18 protein-coding genes and 2 riboswitches (1 of these 20 running past the window's edge) are annotated in these 21,199 nt (G+C 42.3%); of the genes, 17 read left to right on the forward strand and 1 reads right to left on the reverse strand.

Going from position 1 to position 21,199, the window contains the following annotated elements; translation table 11 throughout:
* Nucleotides 1-59 precede the first annotated feature (59 nt).
* The 8 genes from ACUXV2_RS00185 to ACUXV2_RS00220 all read left to right on the forward strand — a co-directional run bounded on the left by ACUXV2_RS00185 (nucleotide 60) and on the right by ACUXV2_RS00220 (nucleotide 5,306).
* On the forward strand, nucleotides 60-860 hold the full coding sequence (locus ACUXV2_RS00185) for a hypothetical protein (protein ID WP_446245060.1): 801 nt from the start codon (nucleotides 60-62) through the stop codon (nucleotides 858-860).
* Nucleotides 861-871: 11 nt separating this feature from the next.
* Nucleotides 872-1,564, forward strand: a complete 693-nt coding sequence (locus tag ACUXV2_RS00190) for a hypothetical protein (protein ID WP_446245061.1) — start codon at nucleotides 872-874, stop codon at nucleotides 1,562-1,564.
* Nucleotides 1,565-1,583: 19 nt separating this feature from the next.
* Complete coding sequence (locus ACUXV2_RS00195) at nucleotides 1,584-1,991, forward strand: TadE/TadG family type IV pilus assembly protein (RefSeq protein WP_446245062.1); 408 nt, start codon at nucleotides 1,584-1,586, stop codon at nucleotides 1,989-1,991.
* On the forward strand, nucleotides 1,981-2,673 hold the full coding sequence (locus ACUXV2_RS00200) for a TadE/TadG family type IV pilus assembly protein (RefSeq protein WP_446245063.1): 693 nt from the start codon (nucleotides 1,981-1,983) through the stop codon (nucleotides 2,671-2,673). The genes ACUXV2_RS00195 and ACUXV2_RS00200 overlap by 11 nt, the downstream gene beginning before the upstream one ends.
* Before the next feature lie 20 nt (nucleotides 2,674-2,693).
* On the forward strand, nucleotides 2,694-2,900 hold the full coding sequence (locus ACUXV2_RS00205) for a hypothetical protein (protein WP_446245064.1): 207 nt from the start codon (nucleotides 2,694-2,696) through the stop codon (nucleotides 2,898-2,900).
* A 306-nt stretch (nucleotides 2,901-3,206) separates the two neighbouring features.
* On the forward strand, nucleotides 3,207-3,785 hold the full coding sequence (locus tag ACUXV2_RS00210; RefSeq protein ID WP_446245065.1) for a hypothetical protein: 579 nt from the start codon (nucleotides 3,207-3,209) through the stop codon (nucleotides 3,783-3,785).
* A complete protein-coding gene (locus tag ACUXV2_RS00215) occupies nucleotides 3,782-4,396 on the forward strand; it encodes a hypothetical protein (protein WP_446245066.1) in 615 nt (204 codons plus the stop codon). Before ACUXV2_RS00210 ends, ACUXV2_RS00215 begins: the two co-directional genes overlap by 4 nt.
* Before the next feature lie 19 nt (nucleotides 4,397-4,415).
* Entirely contained in the window at nucleotides 4,416-5,306 is an 891-nt protein-coding gene (locus ACUXV2_RS00220; protein WP_446245067.1) for a sporulation protein, read from the forward strand.
* A gap of 455 nt (nucleotides 5,307-5,761) precedes the next feature.
* Here the strand turns inward: ACUXV2_RS00220 and ACUXV2_RS00225 are convergent, their stop codons facing one another.
* Nucleotides 5,762-6,448, reverse strand: a complete 687-nt coding sequence (locus tag ACUXV2_RS00225) for a hypothetical protein (RefSeq protein WP_446245068.1) — start codon at nucleotides 6,446-6,448, stop codon at nucleotides 5,762-5,764.
* A 507-nt stretch (nucleotides 6,449-6,955) separates the two neighbouring features.
* On the opposite strand from ACUXV2_RS00225, the gene ACUXV2_RS00230 reads away from it, so the two are divergent.
* The 9 genes from ACUXV2_RS00230 to ptsG form a co-directional block, all read left to right on the forward strand.
* A complete protein-coding gene (locus tag ACUXV2_RS00230) occupies nucleotides 6,956-8,425 on the forward strand; it encodes a nicotinate phosphoribosyltransferase (RefSeq protein ID WP_446245069.1) in 1,470 nt (489 codons plus the stop codon).
* A gap of 71 nt (nucleotides 8,426-8,496) precedes the next feature.
* Complete coding sequence (gene nadE, locus ACUXV2_RS00235; protein ID WP_446245070.1) at nucleotides 8,497-9,324, forward strand: ammonia-dependent NAD(+) synthetase; 828 nt, start codon at nucleotides 8,497-8,499, stop codon at nucleotides 9,322-9,324.
* Between the two features lie 484 nt (nucleotides 9,325-9,808).
* Nucleotides 9,809-10,765: an AAA family ATPase gene (locus ACUXV2_RS00240; protein ID WP_446245071.1), complete on the forward strand. Its 957-nt coding sequence runs from the start codon at nucleotides 9,809-9,811 to the stop codon at nucleotides 10,763-10,765.
* 1 nt (nucleotide 10,766) lies between these two features.
* Nucleotides 10,767-11,984 carry a DUF58 domain-containing protein gene (locus ACUXV2_RS00245; protein ID WP_446245072.1) on the forward strand — a complete coding sequence of 406 codons (1,218 nt, stop codon included), beginning with the start codon at nucleotides 10,767-10,769 and terminating at the stop codon, nucleotides 11,982-11,984.
* Complete coding sequence (locus tag ACUXV2_RS00250) at nucleotides 11,981-14,185, forward strand: transglutaminaseTgpA domain-containing protein (protein WP_446245073.1); 2,205 nt, start codon at nucleotides 11,981-11,983, stop codon at nucleotides 14,183-14,185. The genes ACUXV2_RS00245 and ACUXV2_RS00250 overlap by 4 nt, the downstream gene beginning before the upstream one ends.
* A gap of 40 nt (nucleotides 14,186-14,225) precedes the next feature.
* Nucleotides 14,226-14,327: riboswitch (purine riboswitch) on the forward strand.
* Between the two features lie 386 nt (nucleotides 14,328-14,713).
* On the forward strand, nucleotides 14,714-16,267 hold the full coding sequence (guaA, locus tag ACUXV2_RS00255; protein ID WP_446245074.1) for a glutamine-hydrolyzing GMP synthase: 1,554 nt from the start codon (nucleotides 14,714-14,716) through the stop codon (nucleotides 16,265-16,267).
* Nucleotides 16,268-16,397: 130 nt separating this feature from the next.
* A riboswitch (purine riboswitch) is annotated at nucleotides 16,398-16,499 on the forward strand.
* A 117-nt stretch (nucleotides 16,500-16,616) separates the two neighbouring features.
* Nucleotides 16,617-17,951, forward strand: a complete 1,335-nt coding sequence (locus ACUXV2_RS00260) for an NCS2 family permease (protein WP_446245075.1) — start codon at nucleotides 16,617-16,619, stop codon at nucleotides 17,949-17,951.
* Nucleotides 17,952-18,138: 187 nt separating this feature from the next.
* Complete coding sequence (gene glcT, locus ACUXV2_RS00265; RefSeq protein ID WP_446245076.1) at nucleotides 18,139-18,981, forward strand: glucose PTS transporter transcription antiterminator GlcT; 843 nt, start codon at nucleotides 18,139-18,141, stop codon at nucleotides 18,979-18,981.
* A 188-nt stretch (nucleotides 18,982-19,169) separates the two neighbouring features.
* Nucleotides 19,170-21,199, forward strand: partial view of a glucose-specific PTS transporter subunit IIBC gene (gene ptsG / locus ACUXV2_RS00270; RefSeq protein ID WP_446245077.1) — the 5' portion only. Its footprint extends 52 nt past the window's final position; the window shows 2,030 of its 2,082 coding nt (coding positions 1-2,030); it begins with the start codon at nucleotides 19,170-19,172; its stop codon lies off the right edge, out of view.

Genomic DNA, 21,199 nt, shown 5'->3' on the forward strand with positions numbered 1-21,199 from the left:
ATATAACAAATAAGTAAAAGGGGGAGACCCCTTTTACTTAAAAGGAGGATTCTCTTATTTTGAATGCACAATTAATGGGAATTGCCAAAAAACATAAGAAGTGGTTTGAGGAAGTTATTATTAATCCTATGGGTTACGCCGTTAACAATAGGGATTATTACTATTTGGTAATATACAAAAGAAATAATAAATTAAAAGGATATGCAGTAATCACCACAGGAGATTTTAATAAAAATGATGCATTATATGCGTTTGAAAAATTAGTATTATATTCAGCATTTATGAATAACTTTTCTTCAATCGGTGAAACAAGAGCTAGAATATCTCCTGATAACTTTTACATACCTGCAAATTATTTAAGTGATTATTTAGAGAGTAATAGTAACGATATTCTAGCTAGAGGCGAATTAATATTAAAAGAGCTAGGTGTCTTACAAGAAGAATTCGTGAAAAATGCTAATAACTATACCGATTATTATGATCATCATATTTTAAAAACAAATATTATAGTTGATTCAGATCTTGATAAAATAATTGAGGTACTGGCAAATGTTAATAGACTTCAATACCTCGCTGGAGAAAAATTTGTAAGTTCGTATGAAGAATTGAAAGAAGTACAATCTGAAATGGTAAAAGAAGGTGTATTTTCAAAGTTACCTAAAGATAATCAAGTTTTTTTAAAAGAATTGCTAAGTAGTAAAAAAGAAACTGAAACAACATTACTAACACTTGAAAGAGAAAAAGAAACTGCTCATTTACCATACGAGGAGCGGATGGAAGTTTCTAAAAAAGGTTTTTGGAAAGAAGGACAAAAGAAACTACCGAGATACAAGCAAGACCTACGCTACCCCAAACCCTGAGGTGAGGATTCATGGATAAACCAATAAGATACACTTTCTCATTTATAGGGGAAAGGTTTGAAAAGATACTGCTCATTATTTTATGTGTACAGTTACCTTTATTGCTGCTCCATTCTCTAATTACGAATTATATCTATGCCATAACTCCAAATGTTGGAACAGTCTATTCCGTTGCAGACATTTACTATGCTTTACTTACGATCCTAATTTTCATCTACGCTCAAGTTCCCTTTGTGAAATATACATTTAATGAGCTTGAAGGCAGGGAAGATTCTTTAAGGAACGCATTTTATACGTTTGTGGTTAATGGGTTTCCTATTTTTGTTTTTGCCTGCCTGATTAGTGTTCTTGCTATATTAGGTTTTGCGCTGTTTATTATACCTGGAATAATTATTTTGGCTGTGTTTATTACAGCTCCTATTATTGCGATTGTAGATGATAAATCAGTTTGGAAATCGATTAAAGAGTCAGGCTTACTTTTTAAGAAGAAATTCATCAAGATTATTCTTTTGATTTCTATATGGGGCATTGTCGAAATGGTAATAGGGATGGTATTGAACGGATTAATTTTAAGAATAACTTCATCTTACGCTGCAATTGCCGGTGTTCAAATGATTACAAATATGATCTTTTATCCAATCTTCTTAATTCTATTAACTACTTATACGCTGAAGTGGAGAGCTGGATTAAGAAAGCTAGTATAGTCGGGTGGGTGAATAGTAAATGAGAAGAATCATAGGAAATCTTAAAAATGAAAAGGGTTCATCTACAATTGAATTCCTGGGTATCCTCCCGCTTATCCTGGTAGTCGTAATGATCGCCTGGCAGTTGATTGTAAGTGTTCAAGCTGTAGTGGTGGCTCAATCTGCAGCAAATGAAGCAGCTAAAGTATATTCTATAACTGAGAACTCCTCTGAGGCCTCCCGGGCCGCTCAAAATATTGTAGTTGCCGGTGGATCTTACCTTACTTTCAATGGAGCATCCGGTATGACACAGAAGGACTTTACAGCAAACGTCAGTGTTTCAATAGATTTAGTATTTCTACCAAAAAAAATCATGCCAGGTAACGCTACCCCTTCTATCTCATACACTTCTAAAGCTACTGGCAAGGTGATCAAGAATGAAAGCTAGAATGATAGATCTTGTTAGGCAAGAGAGAGGAAATGCAGCGCTTTTGATGATTGGGCTTCTCAGCATAATGATGGTTCTATTCATTTTTGTTTTCAACCTAACAAAAATATTTGCCGTTAAGGAAGAAGCCAGCACGACTGCCCAGCAAGCGAGTTTAGCTGCTACATCAGTACTTTACTCTCAAGTTGATGAGGTAATCAATGAGTATGAGAAAACTCTTGAAGGTACAATTGATAAAATTCCTGAATCAATTGAAATGAAGATTCAGAAGAAAGAAATTGAGCTCCGATCATCTTCTAGTTATGATGATTATTCTGACAATGAAATCAAACTGGAAGCGATGGATATTGTACTTACAGAAGAGTTGCAGCGTGGAGTTGGTAAAGACAAGCTGCACGATATGTTGAATGAAGAACTTTATCAATCCACCTTAAAAGACATGCAAGCACAAGCCCAAACGACCATTGTACAAAACAATGGAAATTTAACAGGAGCTAAACTGGTTATAGACGATGGTCAGGTGTTTGTCCGTGCATCCAATACAGTAAAAGGAACATCATATAAAGGTTTCTTTACTGATTTAAAAGAGGATCTCTTTCAAACTGCAGGAGGACCTAAGATTGATTTCCTGACTGACTTAAGCAACTTTGATGTGAAAATAGAAAGGTCGCTCGATTATTAATGATGAGAGGAGGGAATTCAATGTCCAAGAAAGAAAAACGCTGGAGAAGATTTTACTTATTCTTGATGATTTTCTTCTATGTCATTTATGTACCGGTATCAGTAATAGAGTGGCTGGCAGGAGATGGCGGACTTCCTCTCACAGCAGTTGTAGTGGGAATTGCGTTGCCATATATGAGAAAGAACCATATCCATCAGATTCAGATAAAGGAAAATACGGGAGCTTGAATATCTATGTTCAAGCTCTTTTTCTTCAATATCAATTTCCATTTATAGTAATTCAGTGAGATTACCTTATACAGATGAAGGGTTAGAAGAGTTTTGGGAAATGAAGAGTGCGGAAGCCTTTCCAATGTTTGAAACCAGTATAGTGCCTAAGATACGGAATTAAGTGAAGGTCCGTAAAGTTTGTGGAGTGGGGACGGTTCCTTCTGTAACCGTTAATCTTATTTAAACAGAACGAAGCGCGAGTGCTGTGTGTAAGTTCTTATAATATGAGTTTTAAAGATACTATTTAATGAAAGAGGTGATGTCATGACAACCAAACCGGTCCCCTTTAAAGAAAGCAGAATAATCTCAACAACGTTTCTGCTGGTATTAATGGGCTTTCTATTTAGCTTTGTACCTGACGAAAACTGGTCCCTTCTAGCGGTGAATATGGGGCTGGCTGGCTTATGCGGCATCCTATTTTTGGTGTTTTGGTTAAAGACAAGACATGAAAGCAAACGATATTTTTCCTTACTATCCTATGTAATGATTATTGCGTTGTCCATATACTTTGGCATTCCTTTCTTTAGAGTGTTTGCTGGCCAGCTAATATCATGGTTGGGGATGGTATTGATCATCGTTATGATTATATTGCCTTTCCTTCATCGGGAGTCTATAGCAACGGGTGTCGTGAACCCTTCTAAAAACCCCATTGGCAAGTACTTTTTTACAGTTACGGCCTTGATTATCGGGTTTGGGGTCACCTTCTTTGCTACCATAAACTTCTCAGAAAATCCTGATGCGATAGCCCTTTCAACTTTTTCTTTTATCATTGCCCTGTTATTCCTGTTTATTGCCCCAATAATGTTGATTAAGCCAAGTCGGGTAAAGGAGCTGGAGAAATGATACAGAATGAGGAATCGCGATTGTCAGAAAAAAACGACCTATCATTTAAAGAGAGTCGAATTCTTCATGTGGCTGTTTCTATTGTGATCGTTACTTTTTTATTCAGTGCTTTACCTGAATGGTCTGCTCCACAATTTAGAGTAAATGCGGTTATCTCATTTGTATTGCTAATGATAATTGTTGTGTCATGGAAGACTGTGGAGCTTAAAGTCAGGTATTTTTCTATTCAGAGTTACTGCCTCATCTTCTGTTTGTCCCACTTATTTGCACAGCCAATCATTAAATATTTCTGGCAGGAGGGTAATGGTGCCTGGATCTACTTTGCGTCGTGTTGGATCGTCGGCTTTGTTTTATTGCACTTTTTCAGGGAAGGTCTATTCCAGGCTTTTTCAAAAATCTATGAAAGCAAGTTTAGCATTGGCTACCACATAGTTGTATTCAGCTTTTTGCTGATGGTTCCAGTAATCGTTACCATTATTACAGTTAAAGAACTGAATATCAATATAGGGTATGGAATGGTGCTCTATATCCTGTCGATTACCCTCCTTGTGACACTTCCAGCTTTTCTTAAAAGACCAGAAGAAATCAAAACATATGAATCTACTAATTGATTAAAAGGAGAGATTCCCCATGTTCAACAAACACAAAAAAGCCATGCGAAACGCCAAATTCAAGAAACTGATCACCAGAACAATCGGGCACGTCAAAGTGGACACTGTGTTGACTGAAGAGAAGGTTACGCCTGGTGATATGCTTATCGGTGAAGTTCAGCTGTCGAGTAAGAAAGGGTTTAAAGAGATAGAAAAGGTGAGTGTTTCTCTTATGCAGCAGTTTCCTTTTTCGGAAGACACGGTGGCTAATCTTTCTTTGCTTACTACTGAAATGAGATTATCAGATGAGCAGAAAGAGGAAAATGAGTTGGTATTGCCATTTGAACTGAAAATTCCTTATTTCACGCCGAAGAGTGCAGAGAAGAGAAAATGCTGGATCCAGACGGATATCGATCTACCATATAAGCTGGATCCGAGGGATATGGATTTTATCGAGGTCAATGAACATCCGCTTCTTCCGTATGTGAATAAAATAGTGACTGAAGAGTTGGGTTTTGTAAAAACAAATAGAGAAGAAGTCATTCATTACCCGCAATTCCAGCCCAAATGGGTCATTGATCAAAAGGTGCTGAATCATCCCCTCTATCCGATGCTTTCAAGCAGGAAAGTGCCGGTAGCTCACGAGATTGAATATTTCCCTCCCGAAGAATACCGGGATAAATACCGTGAAATTGAATTTATTTACGATATTAAAGAAGATAGCTTGGATCTGTTTGTGGAACTTCAATTTATCATCCCAAAAGAAATTGGCGGATACTTCAAGCGTGCGGCCATAAGTGAAAGCGACCGGGATGAAAGAATCCATAAGCTATCTTTCACTAAAGAAGAACTTCAGAACCCAGAGAACATCAAAAATAAGCTGATGGCACTCCTGGAAAATACAGAAATACCGAAAGAATTAAGAGTTTAATCAAACGTTTGTTTAAAATGATTGAAACCGTAGTAACAGAATTACAAAGTTCCGAATGAGAAGAAAAATCCGAACTATTATGTTGAATTCTAGGATTCAAAATAGTTCGGATTCTTTTGTGCTGCTAAAGTGTACGTTGAGTTTTGAGCTCGTTCCAGCGGTTGATTGGAGTGCAAGACGAAGACTCCTGCGGGGAAGAGTAGCTTATGTGAGACGTGTCCAGCTACAGGGCTTAGAGGCACATGTCATAAGCCAAACCGACCAAGAAGGCAAAGAACGCCTTCCAGGCCGATTCGTCTTATGCCACCCGCCTCTGAACAAAGCCCTTCCGCTTTTCTTCCCGCAGGCGAAGCCGAGGAGGCTCACGGGCTACCCGCGGAAAGCGAAGTCTTGCACGGAAATCAATAGCGGTATTTAATGCCCAAACTTTAGTTTTGTCACAAGCTCATCAATTATTAGTAATTTCGCTCAATCTTTTGCTTTATGGTCTCGATTTTTTCAGGAACCACATACAAATAGTCAATCAAAGCTTCTAACAGTTCAATCAGCAGTTCTGCAGTTTTATCATCAATCTCCTTTTCCAGCTCAAGCATTTGGAAAAATGGGCTGTCTGGACGAGTGAGTTGGCTTAATGTTTGAATAGGTGATGATAAATCAACATTCTTTGGGAGCTGCTCGAATTGCTCTGATAAAGTTTGGCTTTTTGCTTTTTCAGCGTTCAAGTTTTTCACTAAACTTTCAAGAACCCGCTTGGTCATGACAGCCGTGGCTGAATGGTCATTCGACTGGTTCACATTCAGAGCGGAACGATAGGACCTTACAAGATCTTGCGAAATACGCTTGTTATCTTGAATTTTATCAAGAGGACCATTTGTTGCAGTTGGATCATAGACGTGGACGGTGACTTCTTTTGTCTGGTTCGTTGGATTTTCCTTGATCATTAAAATAAAAGTAGAGGGTTTTTTGCACACAGAACAAGTTCCTTCTGAAAACACTCCGGTTTTAATCTGATAAAAATTCGCTTTTAATGCAAATTCTCCTTGTTTCCGGCATTGCGGGCATTGTGTCCGGACCTTTTTTGGCACTTTTAAATAACCATACTGAGTGGATGCTAATATAGACCCTGGCGTAATTTCTCTCATTTCAACCTCCTAAACAGCAAAGATTTTCGTTTTATTGTAAAAGTATGAAAAATCATACAATTACTTCTATATAAAATTATAACTTTATAAAGCTAAACAACAAGTTCGAATAAATGGAAAATGAAACCGGATTCAGATTATGACTAATTATGATAAGTGTCTATTAAAAAGGTTCGAAGAAACAGTCCAATATAATGGGGTGATTTCTATTCCTGGTAACACAAAACTCTCATTCACTGGCAGTTCACAGAAAGTGGCAAGGGAGTGACGTTTCTAGTAATCGTAATCTTAATCAAACGTTTGTTTAAAAATCTTATTATGATTTTTTTTGCTCCAGCAGTTGCACAGAAATCAACTGTGGTGTTTAGTAGAACCGTGCAAGTTAAAAAAGTATTGCACTTTTGAAATTCTTCCCCAACCAAAACATTCGGAAAAACCGCTATAATTGGTTAGAATAGTAACAATGATATTATTGATTAACGGTTGGAATGCAGAAGGGGAGAAATCATGACACATTTTACAGATGACAGCGTAGCTTTGCATACGGATTTGTATCAGATAAATATGACAAAGGCCTATTGGGATGATGACTTCCATAATCGAAAGGCTGTTTTTGAAGTGTTCTTTCGAAAGCTGCCTTTTGGGAATGGATATGCGGTGTTTGCCGGTTTGGAACGTGTGATTGAATTTGTGAAGAATTTTCATTTCAGTGAGAGTGATATTGAATATTTACGGGAGCTGGAATATGAGGAAGAGTTCCTTCAGTATTTAAGCGATCTCCGCTTCACAGGGACAATCAGGTCCATGCGGGAGGGAGAGCTTGCATTTGCCAATGAGCCTCTCTTGCGAATCGAAGCACCACTCGCCCAGGCACAGCTACTTGAGACGGCGATCCTCAATATCATAAACTATCAGACGCTGATTGCGACGAAGGCGAACCGGATCAAGCAGGTTGTTCAAGATGAAGTGGTGATGGAATTCGGGACCCGGCGTGCGCATGAGCTGGATGCAGCGATTTGGGGAACGCGTGCTGCTTTCATCGGCGGGTTCGATGCGACCAGTAATGTGCGTGCAGGGAAAATTTTTGGCATGCCTGTTTCAGGTACACACGCGCACTCGATGGTCCAAGCGTATCAGGATGATTATACAGCCTTCCATAAGTACGCGGAGAGTCATAAGGACTGCGTGTTCCTCGTTGATACGTATGACACGTTGAAATCCGGCGTCCCAGCAGCGATCAAGGTGGCGAAAGAGCTGGGGGATAAGATTAACTTTAAGGGAATCCGCCTCGACAGCGGGGATATGGCTTATTTATCAAAGAAAGCCCGTAAGATGCTGGATGAAGCCGGTTTTACCGAAACGAAGATCATTGCTTCCAATGACCTGGATGAATACACGATTCTGAACTTGAAGGCGCAGGGAGCCGAGATCGATGTATGGGGTGTCGGTACCAAGTTGATCACGGCGTACGATCAACCTGCTCTCGGTGCGGTGTACAAGCTTGCTTCTATTGAAAATGAAAAAGGTGAGATGGAGGATTCCATCAAGATTTCGAGTAATGCAGAGAAAGTGTCGACCCCCGGGTTGAAAAAGGTTTATCGCATCATCAATAAGGTTAATCATAAATCAGAGGGGGATTATATCACGCTTGAGCATGAAGATCCCCAACATGAAGACCGTCTGAAGATGTTCCATCCGGTCCACACTTACATCAGTAAGTTCGTGACGAATTTCGAGGCAAGGGAGCTTCACGTCGATGTTTTCAAAGAGGGTGAACTGGTATATGAGACACCTTCGCTTCAAGTTATGAGGGAATTCGTAAATGAGAACCTTGAACTGTTATGGGACGAGTACAAGCGTTCAATGAATCCAGAGGAGTATCCGGTGGACTTAAGTGATGAATGCTGGACGAATAAGATGAACCTCATTCAGAAAGTGAAGGCTGAAGTGAAAGAAAGATTTCACTCCGGCAGGTAATTAGATTTGTGATTGGGTAAGATAAACAGGTATACTATGATGTGATAAAACCTAACATGGAGTGTGAAAGTATGGATTCTCTTCAGAAACAGATAGTGGATGAAATGATGGTGACTCCTGATTTCGATCCAAAGAAAGAAATACGCCGCAGTATCGATTTCATGAAAGAATACTTAACGAAGCATTCGTTTTTAAAGAGCTTGGTACTCGGCATTTCCGGTGGCCAGGACTCCACATTATTGGGGAAACTTGCCCAGGCGGCAGTGGATGAATTGAACAAAGAAAAGGGTTCGGATGAGTATGCTTTCTATGCAGTGCGCCTTCCGTATGGTGAACAGGGCGATGCGCAGGACGCAATTGATGCAGTAGGGTTCATCAACCCGTCTGTCCCCATGACTGTAAACATCCAGGCGGCAGTGGACGCGAGTTACTCAACCTTGAAGAAGGCTGGCATCGAAATGTCGGATTTTGTTAAAGGGAATGAAAAGGCGCGTGAACGTATGAAGGTTCAGTTCGCGATCGCTGCGATGAAGAATGGTGTCGTCCTTGGTACGGATCATTCAGCCGAAGCGGTCACAGGCTTCTATACGAAGTTTGGTGATGGAGCGGCTGATCTTGTACCTTTGTTCCGTCTCAATAAACGTCAGGGAAAAGAGATGCTGAAAGAGCTTGGCTGTCCTGAGCACCTATACAATAAGAAGCCTACAGCTGACCTGGAAGAGGACAAACCTCAGCTTCCTGATGAAGAAGCACTCGGTGTGACCTATGACCAGATCGATGACTTCCTCGAAGGGAAAGAGATCCCTCAGGAAGCAAGGGAAACAATCGAGAAACATTATCTGAAATCACAGCATAAGCGTCATCTGCCGATTACGGTGTTTGATGATTTTTGGAAGTGAAACTAAAGAAAAGCCGATTCTCATATGATTGAGAGTTGGCTTTTTTTAATTTCACTTGAAATTTTTATAGAGGATGTGCTTAAGACGATGACGGTCAGGACGCAGCTGGATACATATGCTAAAATCGGAAAGTGGAAGATTATTGGTCAAAACTAAAAGATTATCGTCTAAACCTCAAAGAATAACAGGGAAAACTAAAAGATTATCCTCTAAAACTCAAGATGAATGGATGAAACTAATAGATTATCCTCTAAAACTAAAGAAATCCGCCACCCTATCATCAACTCCATCCCCTGTGGACCAGCCAACTTATAAAAGCATGCGCCATTCAAAAAATGTAACGTCAAATCAAAAAATACGACAAATTTCCTAAAAATTCGTATTATCTTTCCTCGAAATGGAGGATTTTTGGAAATTAAAACGAAAGTATTAGTATTAATAGTTAAAGAGAAAAAAGATTAAAAAGGGAAACAGGAGGGGTCATATGACACAGGAAGTAGTAAACCCGAAACTGCAAAATGTCGTTGAAAATATAGAGAAAGTCATGATTGGCAAAAGAAAAGTAGCGGAACTGAGTGTGGTGGCTTTATTGGCTGGCGGGCACGTTCTGCTTGAGGATGTACCCGGGGTCGGAAAGACGATGATGGTCCGGGCGCTTGCGAAATCCGTAGGGGCAAGCTTTAAGCGGATTCAGTTTACGCCTGACCTCCTTCCGTCGGATGTCATCGGGGTATCGATTTACAATCCAAAGGATATGGAATTCAACTTCAGGCCTGGCCCGATCATGGGGAATATCATTTTAGCGGATGAAATCAACCGTACGTCCCCGAAGACGCAGTCAGCGCTGCTTGAAGGGATGGAAGAAGGAAGTGTGACCATCGACGGGAACACGCGCAGGCTTGATAAGCCGTTTTTTGTTATGGCTACACAGAATCCGATTGAATATGAAGGGACATATCCGCTTCCGGAAGCCCAGCTTGACCGGTTTCTACTAAAAATGAAGATGGGGTATCCTGAGCCGGCTGAGGAGATGGAAGTGCTTCACCGTGCGCAGAAGAATCCTCCGATAGATGAGCTTGAGGCGGTCATGACCCTTGAAGAGCTGCGTTATCTTCAGGAAGAAGTGAAAGAGGTGTTGGTGGATGACACCATCAAGAAATACATCGTGGATATTGCGGGCCGTACGAGAATCCATGCGAATGTGTACCTTGGCGCAAGCCCCCGTGGTTCGATTGCCTTGATGAAGGCATGTCAGGCGTATGCATTTCTAAGAGGAAGGGAGTATGTTGTTCCTGATGATGTTCAATTCCTCGCACCTTTCGTGTTTGCACACAGGATCATCATGAAATCGGAAGCCCGTTATGAAGGAATCACGCCGGAAGAAGTGGTGGAAAGAGTGATGGCGCGCATTCCTGTACCGGTTCAAAGGCTTGTGAGATAGCATGAAGAGAAAACTTCAGTTACTCAAGCCGATAGGCAAGCTTCTGGTACTTCTCCTTTTGATTGCCATCACGTTTACGTATGCGATGTTTCAGGGCGGGTTTGTCAGCTGGTTTTTATTCTACAGCTTTCTTCCTTTTGCTCTGTATTCGCTGCTCGTATTCATGTACCCGCTTTCTGATTTTTATGTGGAAAGAAGGTTTCAATCCGTGGAATACAAAGCAGGGGACGAGCTTAAGGTGACGCTGACGCTGAGAAGGAAGGTTCCTTTTCCGCTGTTTTATATGGTTCTTGAAGATGTCGTAACAGAGTCCCTGTTCCAGCAGTCCTCATTCCAGAAAGCCAAATCGATGATTTATCCGGGTTTCAGGAAGGAAGTGAAGCTGTCCTATTACATAGACGAGCTTCCCCGCGGAGAACATATCTACTCAGCGGTCCGCCTTAAGACGGGTGACTTCTTCGGGGTATTTGAAAAAGATGTTGTCATAGAATGCAAGGATCAGCTGCTGGTTTACCCTTCGTTCACCGAGGTGCAGTACAGGCCGCTTGAAAATCGTTACGATCAAGGGATGACTTCGTCCAATGTGAAGATACAGAAGGATACGACGATGGCAACGGGCGTTCGTTCGTATCAGCCGGGTGACCGTTTTTCATGGATCCATTGGAAGTCTTTCGCCCGCACGAATGAACTGATGACGAAGGAGTTTGAAGAGCGGCAGTCACACGATGTGCTCATCGTGCTCGATCGTGAGTATTCCTCATCCTTTGAACCGATGGTCACCTTCACTGCTTCGGTAATTCGCTCCATTATTAAAAAGGGGGCGCAGGTCGGATTGGTCTCGATCGGGAAAGAACACCAATCGTTTCCGATTAGAGGCGGGGAGGAGCAGCAAGGGCAGCTTTTCCATCATTTGGCGAAGGTCCAGCCTGACAGCCAGTTTGAGCTGGGGAAAATACTCCAGGGTGAAGGTCTCAACTATTCACAGTCTGCATCTGTCTTCTTTGTTACAGCTTCTGTTTCGAAGAAGTTGATCATGAGTGTCAATAACTATACAAAGCGAAACGGTTCAGTCGTTATTTTCCTGGTCAAGTCAAAAGGGGAATCCTACACATCCGAGGAAAAAGCTTTAAAATCCTACGCAGCCTCGCGCGGCATCTGGCTGAAAGTATGCTATGACGGTGATTTCTCATCAGTCTTTTCGGAGGTGAAGCGCGCATGAGGGGAGAAGCATCAACTAATCGATTTTACTCTGCCTTGATTTTTTTATTCGGATTCCTGCTTTTGTGGGAGTGGCTGAAACCCTTGAAGGTTGTAACCGATACAGGTGATCTGACGTTCTTTATCATGTTTATTGCATTGTCACTGACACTATCCTATTTCAGGGTTCATTATTTGCTGTCAGGCACTGTGAAAGCCATCTTTATCATCGTTTCTCTGCATTCCCTTTATTTTGAAGGTTCCGTGCTAGATTTTACATGGTGGGGAGTCTTCATGAAAGACCTGTGGCATAACGTGGGTCTGACGATTGGCAGGGATTGGTCTGACTTATCTTTTATGTATCGAAGCCTGCTGTTTTTTATCCTGCTGTGGCTGATGACCTATTTGATTTATTACTGGCTGTCGGTAAGGAAAGCGATTTTGCTTTTTTACATCATGACGGTCACGTACATCAGCGTTATGGATACATTTACGATGTACGAAGGAGACAAAGCGATCATACGTGTCGTTGTGTTTGGGTTTCTGCTTATGGGGCTGCTCGCTCTTGAGCGGTTGATCCAGGGGGAAAAGCTGTTAGGTTCAAAAATGAGCAGGCACCGATGGATTGTGCCCCTGACGGTGATGCTTGGAATCAGCTCGATCGTGGCTTTTGCCGCCCCGAAGGCGGACCCGGTCTGGCCTGATCCTGTTCCATATATTAAATCCTTTGCAGAAGGTTCCGGAGGGTTGAAGGGTGTAAGTAAAATTGGCTATGACTCAGACGACTCCCAGCTCGGTGGTCCATTCATCGGGGATCCGACCGTGGTATTCACGGCCGAGGTGACAAGGGAACACTATTGGAGAATCGAAACCAAGGATCTGTATACGGGAAAAGGGTGGGAACAATCGATGGAGGAGGACGCTGGCGTGCCTTTCCGTTCGGATGAAGAACTTCCATTTGCCCTCACACCCAAAAATGAAGAACGCGAGCTTCAAACTGAAAATGTCATGATCGAAGAGGGATATCCTCATGTGGTGTACCCTTACGGTGTTGAAAAAGTGACCGGGAATGAAGAAGGCTCCTTCGAATTTATGCCAGTGAACGAAAAAATCAGAACCTTCGATGAATCCGGAGATCCTGTAAAATTAGAAGAATATGCTCTCACGTACCGCTACCCATCTTATTCGCAAAAAGGAATGAGAGCGGCGAATTCGGAACAGGAAGCGATGCAGGTTCCAGAGTTTGTGGAAAGGTATACGCAAATTCCTGATTCCACCCCGCAGCGGGTAAAGGATTTAGCTGTTGAAATCACTGAGGGTAAAGCCGACTGGTATGAAAAAGTGCGTGCCGTTGAGGGATATTTTGAAAAAGAAGCCTTTGTTTACGATCAATTTGATGTCCCTGTACCTGAAGAGGGGCAGGACTATGTTGATCAATTTCTGTTTGAATCACAAAGGGGATATTGTGATAACTTCTCGACTTCGATGGTCGTCATGGTCAGATCCCTCGGGATTCCTGCCCGTTGGGTAAAAGGGTACACAGAAGGGGAATACAGCCGCCAGATCGATTCTGAATACAAATTGTATGAGGTCTCGAATAATAATGCCCATTCCTGGGTAGAGGTATTTTTCCCTGAAGTCGGCTGGGTCCCTTTTGAACCGACTGTCGGATTTAACAGCAACATTGCTTATGAGTATGATTTGGACCTGGAAGATTCAGATGAAGAAGATCAGGCTCCGGTGCCTGAAAAGGAAGAGACGCCTAAAAAGCCATTAAAACCTGATGAAGAAGAAGCGGCAAGCGGCGGATTTTCTTTCAAGGATCTTTGGGATAACATGAAAACATTTTTCGCGGAAAACTGGGGTAAAATCTTGATCGGATTCCTGCTGGTGGCTGTTGCAGCAGTCATTGCCTATATTTTTAGAAGGCGCTGGCTTCCTTTCTTCCTGATTTTCTATTACAGAAGGAGAAGGTCGGAGGATGTGTATTCTGAAGCGTACCTTTCATTGGTGAAACAATTAGGAAGATATGGATTAAAAATGCAGGACGGACAAACTCTCAGAGGGTTCTCCCGCTATGTGGATTCCTTCTTCGGGACCTATGAAATGACGAGTATGACCAACCGCTATGAACGTACTCTCTATGGTCACAAGCCTGATCGGGAAGATTGGGTGGAAATGAGAGAATTATGGGAAAATTTAATTAAAAGGACAACTGGTTGACCGCTTCATCAACAAGGTTTAAAATGATGTCAAATTAATAATAGAGTTCGTTAGCATCCTTCGTATATCCTCGATAATATGGTTCGAAAGTTTCTACCCGGTCACCGTAAATGACTGGACTATGAAGGCAGTGTTCTATTTAGACATCTTTGTATGCCCAAAAACTAGAATCCTGCCTTTATTACAGGCGGAGTCTAGTTTTTTTGCATTAAAAGAGGTCATTTTGCGGTTGGAATTCAGTAAAACTAAATGCTTTCTGTGTAGATTGCCTGTTGGTTTTACCGGATCCATCTTTTGGTTGGAGGGCAGGACGTAGACTCCTGCGGGAAAAGTAGCTAATGTGAGACCCCGGAGGCGATAGCCGAGGAGGCTCACGGGCTACCCGCGGAAAGCGAAGTCCTGCACGGAAACTAAAAGCGTTGTAAAGAAGACCATCTAAAAAAGAATTGCTAACAAAAAGGATGTATTTGTGGATGGTAAGGGAAACATACACAACAGAGAGATAAATAAATGGATGAGGTGAACTGAATGCTAGGTAAAGAGGAATTGCATAATCAGGAAATGATCGTCGTTTTAGACTTTGGAAGTCAGTATAATCAGTTAATCACACGAAGAATTCGTGAGTTCGGTGTGTACAGTGAGCTTCACCCGCACACCATCACGCTTGAAGAAATCCAGGAAATGAATCCATCCGGAATCATTTTCTCGGGTGGTCCGAACAGCGTATACGGTGAGAATTCATTCCGCTGTGATGAACGCATTTTCGACCTGGATATTCCGATCCTTGGTATCTGCTACGGTATGCAGCTGATGACGATGCATTTCGGTGGTAAAGTTGAGCGTGCCAAACACCGGGAATATGGGAAAGCGGCCATCAATATCGAGAAAACATCCAAGCTTTTCTCTGGCCTTGAAGATGAACAGGTCGTATGGATGAGCCATGGGGATCTTGTAGTCGAAGCTCCGGAAGGCTTTGATGTAAACGCGACAAACCCATCATGCCCGATCGCTTCAATGAGCAACGAAGAAAAAAATCTTTATGCCGTTCAATTCCACCCGGAGGTCCGTCACTCTGTTCACGGGAATGAAATGCTGAAGAATTTCGTATTTGAAGTATGCGGCTGTGAAGGCGACTGGACGATGGAAAGCTTCATCGATATGGAAATGGACAAGATCCGTCAAATCGTCGGAGATAAAAAAGTCCTTTGTGCCCTAAGCGGAGGAGTAGATTCTTCTGTCGTGGCGGTCCTTATCCATAAAGCAATCGGCGATCAGTTAACATGTATCTTCGTTGATCATGGCCTCCTTCGAAAGAAAGAAGCGGATAGCGTCATGAAAACCTTCTCTGAAGGATTCAACATGAACGTGATCAAAGTGGATGCACAAGATCGTTTCCTTAATAAGCTGAAAGGCGTTTCCGATCCTGAACAAAAACGTAAAATCATCGGTAACGAGTTCATCTATGTATTCGATGACGAAGCGGCGAAACTGGAAGGAATCGATTTCCTTGCACAAGGAACGCTTTATACAGATATCATTGAAAGCGGGACGGCCACTGCGCAAACTATCAAGTCACACCATAATGTTGGCGGGCTTCCTGAAGATATGCAGTTCACCTTGATTGAGCCTTTAAATACTTTATTTAAAGATGAAGTGCGTGCGTTAGGTTCCGAGCTTGGTATTCCGGACGACATCGTCTGGAGACAGCCTTTCCCTGGACCGGGCCTTGGCATCCGTGTGCTTGGAGAAATCTCTGAAGAGAAGCTTGAAATCGTACGTGAATCCGACTATATCCTTCGTGAAGAAATCAAGAAAGCCGGTCTTGACCGTGATATCTGGCAGTACTTCACCGTCCTTCCTGATATCCGCAGTGTCGGAGTTATGGGAGATGCCAGAACATATGACTATACGATCGGAATCCGTGCCGTTACATCAATTGACGGAATGACTTCCGACTGGGCTCGCATCCCTTGGGATGTACTTGAGAAAATCTCAACCCGAATCGTAAACGAAGTCGATCACATTAACCGCGTCGTGTATGATGTGACGAGTAAGCCGCCTGCTACAATCGAGTGGGAGTAAATATAGAGAAGAGGTAATGAAAATCGGCCTCTGAACTTAAACCGAACATTTTATAATTTATTTTATAAAATGTTCGGTTTTTCTATTGACCACTATAGGATTGGTTGGTACAATGGTCATGTCATAATAAATCTTATATTTTTTGTTACGTCGTATAATTTCGGGAATAGGGCCCGAGCGTTTCTACCAAGCTACCGTAAATGGCTTGACTACGAGGTGATTGATGGAAGGACTTCATATTAAAACTGCTGTCCTGTCTGTTTTTTATCTTACAGTCAAAGCTCTGAACTCTTGGTAGTTCAGAGCTTTTTTTATTGAAATCTGCGACGCACAAGGGAGGACTACAGAAATGAAGAATTTCTTTCAGTTTGAACAACTGGGAACCAATTACAGAAGAGAAATCATCGGGGGACTGACAACCTTCCTTTCAATGGCTTATATACTGGTTGTAAATCCGTTAACGTTAACGCTTCAATCAGTTCCGGATCTGCCGGACAGTATGAGAATGGACTCAGGTGCCGTATTCGTGGCCACAGCTCTGGCTGCTGCGATCGGTTCACTGATCATGGGTCTGCTTGCCAAATATCCGATAGCCCTTGCGCCGGGTATGGGACTCAATGCATTTTTTGCTTATACGGTTGTTTTAACAATGGGTGTTTCATGGCAATCGGCATTAACGGGTGTTTTGATATCAGGACTTATCTTTATTTTATTGACATTGACTGGAGTCCGCGAAAAAATCATCAACTCCATACCGGCTGAATTGAAGTTTGCGGTTGGAGCGGGTATCGGACTTTTCATTACATTCATCGGTTTCCAAAATGCAGGGATCATTGTAAATAATGATGCTGTCCTTGTTGGACTTGGGGACCTTACTCATGGGAATACGTTATTGGCTATATTCGGCATCATCCTTACAGTGATCTTGATGACGAGAGGCGTAAAAGGCGGAATCTTCATCGGTATGGTGGCTACAGCCATCGTAGGGATGCTGACAGGTTTGATCGACACGCCGCATAAAGTGGTAGATGCTGCACCAAGCCTTGCTCCTACTTTCGGGGCAGCGCTAGATCCTTTGTTCAATGATGCAGGAAGCATTTTTACAATCCAAATGCTTGTTGTTGTATTGACATTCTTATTCGTAGACTTCTTTGATACAGCTGGTACTCTCGTGGCAGTGGCCAATCAAGCAGGATTAATGAAGGATAATAAACTTCCTCGCGCTGGGAAAGCATTATTCGCAGATTCATGTGCGACAGTAGTAGGAGCCATCCTTGGTACATCCACAACAACTTCTTATATTGAATCTTCTGCAGGGGTTGCGGCAGGAGCAAGAACAGGTTTTGCATCGGTCGTTACGGCGGTACTATTCGTACTATCGATTTTCTTCTTCCCATTACTCGATGTCATCACGGCACCTGTTACTGCGCCTGCACTGATCATCGTAGGTGTGCTGATGGTATCATCATTAGGAGAAATTGACTGGAAGAAATTCGAAGTGGCCGTTCCGGCATTCTTGACGATCGTCGCCATGCCGTTAACCTACAGTATTGCAACGGGTATTGCAATCGGGTTTATCTTCTATCCGATTACAATGATCATGAAAGGCCGTGCAAAAGAAATACATCCGATCATGTATGGGTTGTTTGTCGTTTTTGTACTGTACTTTTTATTCATTGCTTAATTCATCTTTTATTAAAAGCTGATCTCTTCTTGAGATCAGTTTTTTTGTGTAAAAAGAGGATGTGGGGATATATAGGAGAATTTAATATTCAAGGGGATTTTATTTAATTGAAATATGTGTTCATTTTCGTTAAAATCATGGAATCGGATACTGTCGAAAATGGTCGAAATTATGGGGAGAAATTCATATGGCTACTTTGAGTGTGAAAAAAACATTGAATAACAACGTTCTAATCGCCCAGCATGAGAGTTATGGGGAAGTTGTGCTGATTGGAAAGGGGATTGGGTTCAACCGGAAAAAAGGAGACCCGATTCAAAACGATATAGCAGAAAAAATGTTCGTCCTAAAAGGGGAAAAGGAGCAAGAGCAATACAAGAACTTACTGCCATTCCTGGATGAAGATATTTCCAATGTCATCATATCTGCAATTGAGTTGATACGGGAGCGGACGAATTCCTTCTTGAATGAACATATCCACATCGCCCTGACCGACCATATTCTCTTTGCCATTAATCGACTGATGAGGGGGATGGAGATTCGAAATCCCTTCTTAGTGGAAACGAGGACGCTCTACCCATTTGAATATGAAATAGCCCGTGAAGTTGTCGGGATGATCAACGATATGACAGATGTGAACCTTCCTGAGGGGGAAGTGGGATTCATTGCTCTTCATATTCACAGTGCAATGATGAATAAAGATCTTTCTGAAGTGAATCAGCATTCTCAGCTGATATCCAGGCTTACAGCGATGATCGAACAGCAGCTGGATGTGAAAATCAACAAAGAAAGTGTAGATTATATGAGGCTTGTCCGTCATATACGATACACAATCGAGCGTGTCCTGCGAGAAGAACGTGTCGAAGAACCTGAAAAAATTGCAAAACTGTTGAAAGAAGAATACCCTCTCTGCTATAATTTATCTTGGAAGCTGATCAAGATGATGCAGCAAACATTGAAGAAACCTGTTTATGACGCAGAAGCGGTTTACTTGACCATGCACCTGCAGCGTATACAGAATAAAGTTAAATAATGCACTTATCTATCTTACGTGTTACTGATTCGATCAGGCATGAGTAAAGAAGATAATTGAAACGTATAAATTGGGGTAGTCTATCCTTATACGTTCATTATCCTCTTTTCTCATGCCTTTTTTGTTTGTAGCTATCATCTCATCTGCTGAATAATATCATTATCCATTTAATAAAAGGAGGAAAACACATGTTTAAAAAGGCTTTTGGTGTCTTACAAAAAGTCGGTAAAGCACTTATGCTTCCAGTTGCGATCTTACCGGCTGCCGGACTTCTGCTCGCATTTGGTAATGCGCTGCAAAATCCAACGTTATTAGAAATCGCTCCATTCCTTTCAAACGGAGGAGTCGAAATGGTTGCCAGTGTCATGGAACAAGCTGGCGGAATTATCTTCGGTAATCTCGCACTGCTATTCGCAGTCGGTGTGGCCATTGGACTTGCAGGCGGTGAAGGTGTTGCCGGACTTGCAGCCATCGTTGGTTTCTTGATCATGAACGTAACGATGGGTACAGTGGAAGGATTGGGAATCGGTGATGTAACGGGTGAAGGGGTAGACCCTGCCTATGCACTTGTTCTTGGGATCCCGACACTTCAAACCGGGGTATTCGGCGGTATCATCGTCGGTATTCTGGCGGCGTATATGTATAATCGTTTCTTCCAAATCGAACTTCCTTCTTACTTAGGATTCTTCGCTGGTAAACGATTTGTTCCGATTGCCACTGCAGCATCAGCGGTTATTTTAGGATTATTAATGCTTGTCATCTGGCCGCCTATCCAAAACGGCTTGAATGCTTTTTCTAACTTCATGCTTGGTGAAAACAGAGCATTTGCGGCATTCATCTTTGGTGTAATCGAACGTGCGTTGATTCCATTCGGACTTCACCACATTTTCTACTCACCATTCTGGTTTGAATTTGGTACGTATACATCTGAAGCTGGTAACATCATCCGTGGTGACCAGGCAATCTTCATGAAGCAAATCCAAGATGGAGTTCAGGATCTTACTGCCGGTACGTTCATGACTGGTAAATTCCCATTCATGATGTTCGGTCTTCCTGCTGCGGCACTTGCGATCTACCATGAAGCACGTCCAGAACGTAAAGCGGTAGTAGCGGGTATCATGGGATCTGCAGCATTGACTTCATTCTTGACTGGTATCACAGAGCCGATCGAATTCTCTTTCTTATTCGTAGCTCCTGTACTATTCGGTATCCATACAATCTTTGCGGGTCTATCTTTCCTTACGATGCACTTGCTGGATGTGAAAATCGGTATGACATTCTCGGGTGGTCTGATCGACTACATCTTATTCGGTCTTATCAACCCTCAGACTAATGCTTGGATCGTGATCCCGGTAGGTCTTGTATTCGCAGTAATTTACTACTTCGGTTTCCGTTTTGCGATCCGCAAATGGAACTTGATGACTCCAGGTCGTGAAGAAGTAGAAGATGAAGACGAAGAAGGTTCAGCAGCTGCAGGTGGAGCTGGCGAACTTCCATACAATGTTCTTGAAGCTCTTGGCGGCGAAGAAAACATCGCTCACCTTGATGCTTGTATAACTCGTCTGCGTGTATCCGTCAATGATGCGAAAAACGTAGATAAACCTAGACTTAAGAAATTGGGTGCTTCAGGTGTCCTTGAGGTAGGAAACAGCATTCAAGCGATCTTCGGTCCTAAATCGGACACACTGAAATCACAAATGCAGGACATCATGCGCGGTAAAGCTCCTCGTAAAGCACAAACAAGTGCTAACGAAGAAGTGGAACAGCAAATTGAAGAAGTGAACCCAGATGCTCTTCAAACAACAGAAGAAGAAAAGAACGAAAGATTTGTAGCGCCTATCACAGGTGAAATCAAAGAAATCACAGAAGTACCTGATCAAGTGTTCTCAGGGAAAATGATGGGCGACGGATTCGCAATCGTGCCTTCAGAAGGAACGATCGTTTCCCCTGTAGACGGTAAAGTTGTGAATGTATTCCCAACTAAACACGCTTTGGGACTTGAGTCTAAGAGCGGTCGTGAAGTGCTGATCCATGTCGGTATCGATACAGTCAAATTGGAAGGTAAAGGCTTTGAAGCTCTAGTAAAAGAGGGAGACCAAGTAGAAGCAGGTCAACCATTACTGGAAGTGGATTTAGACTACATCAAGGAAAATGCACCTTCTATTATGACGCCGATTGTCTTCACAAACCTCAAAGAGGGTCAACAAGTGACGATTGA

It is taken from the genome of Rossellomorea sp. NS-SX7, assembly GCF_052828565.1.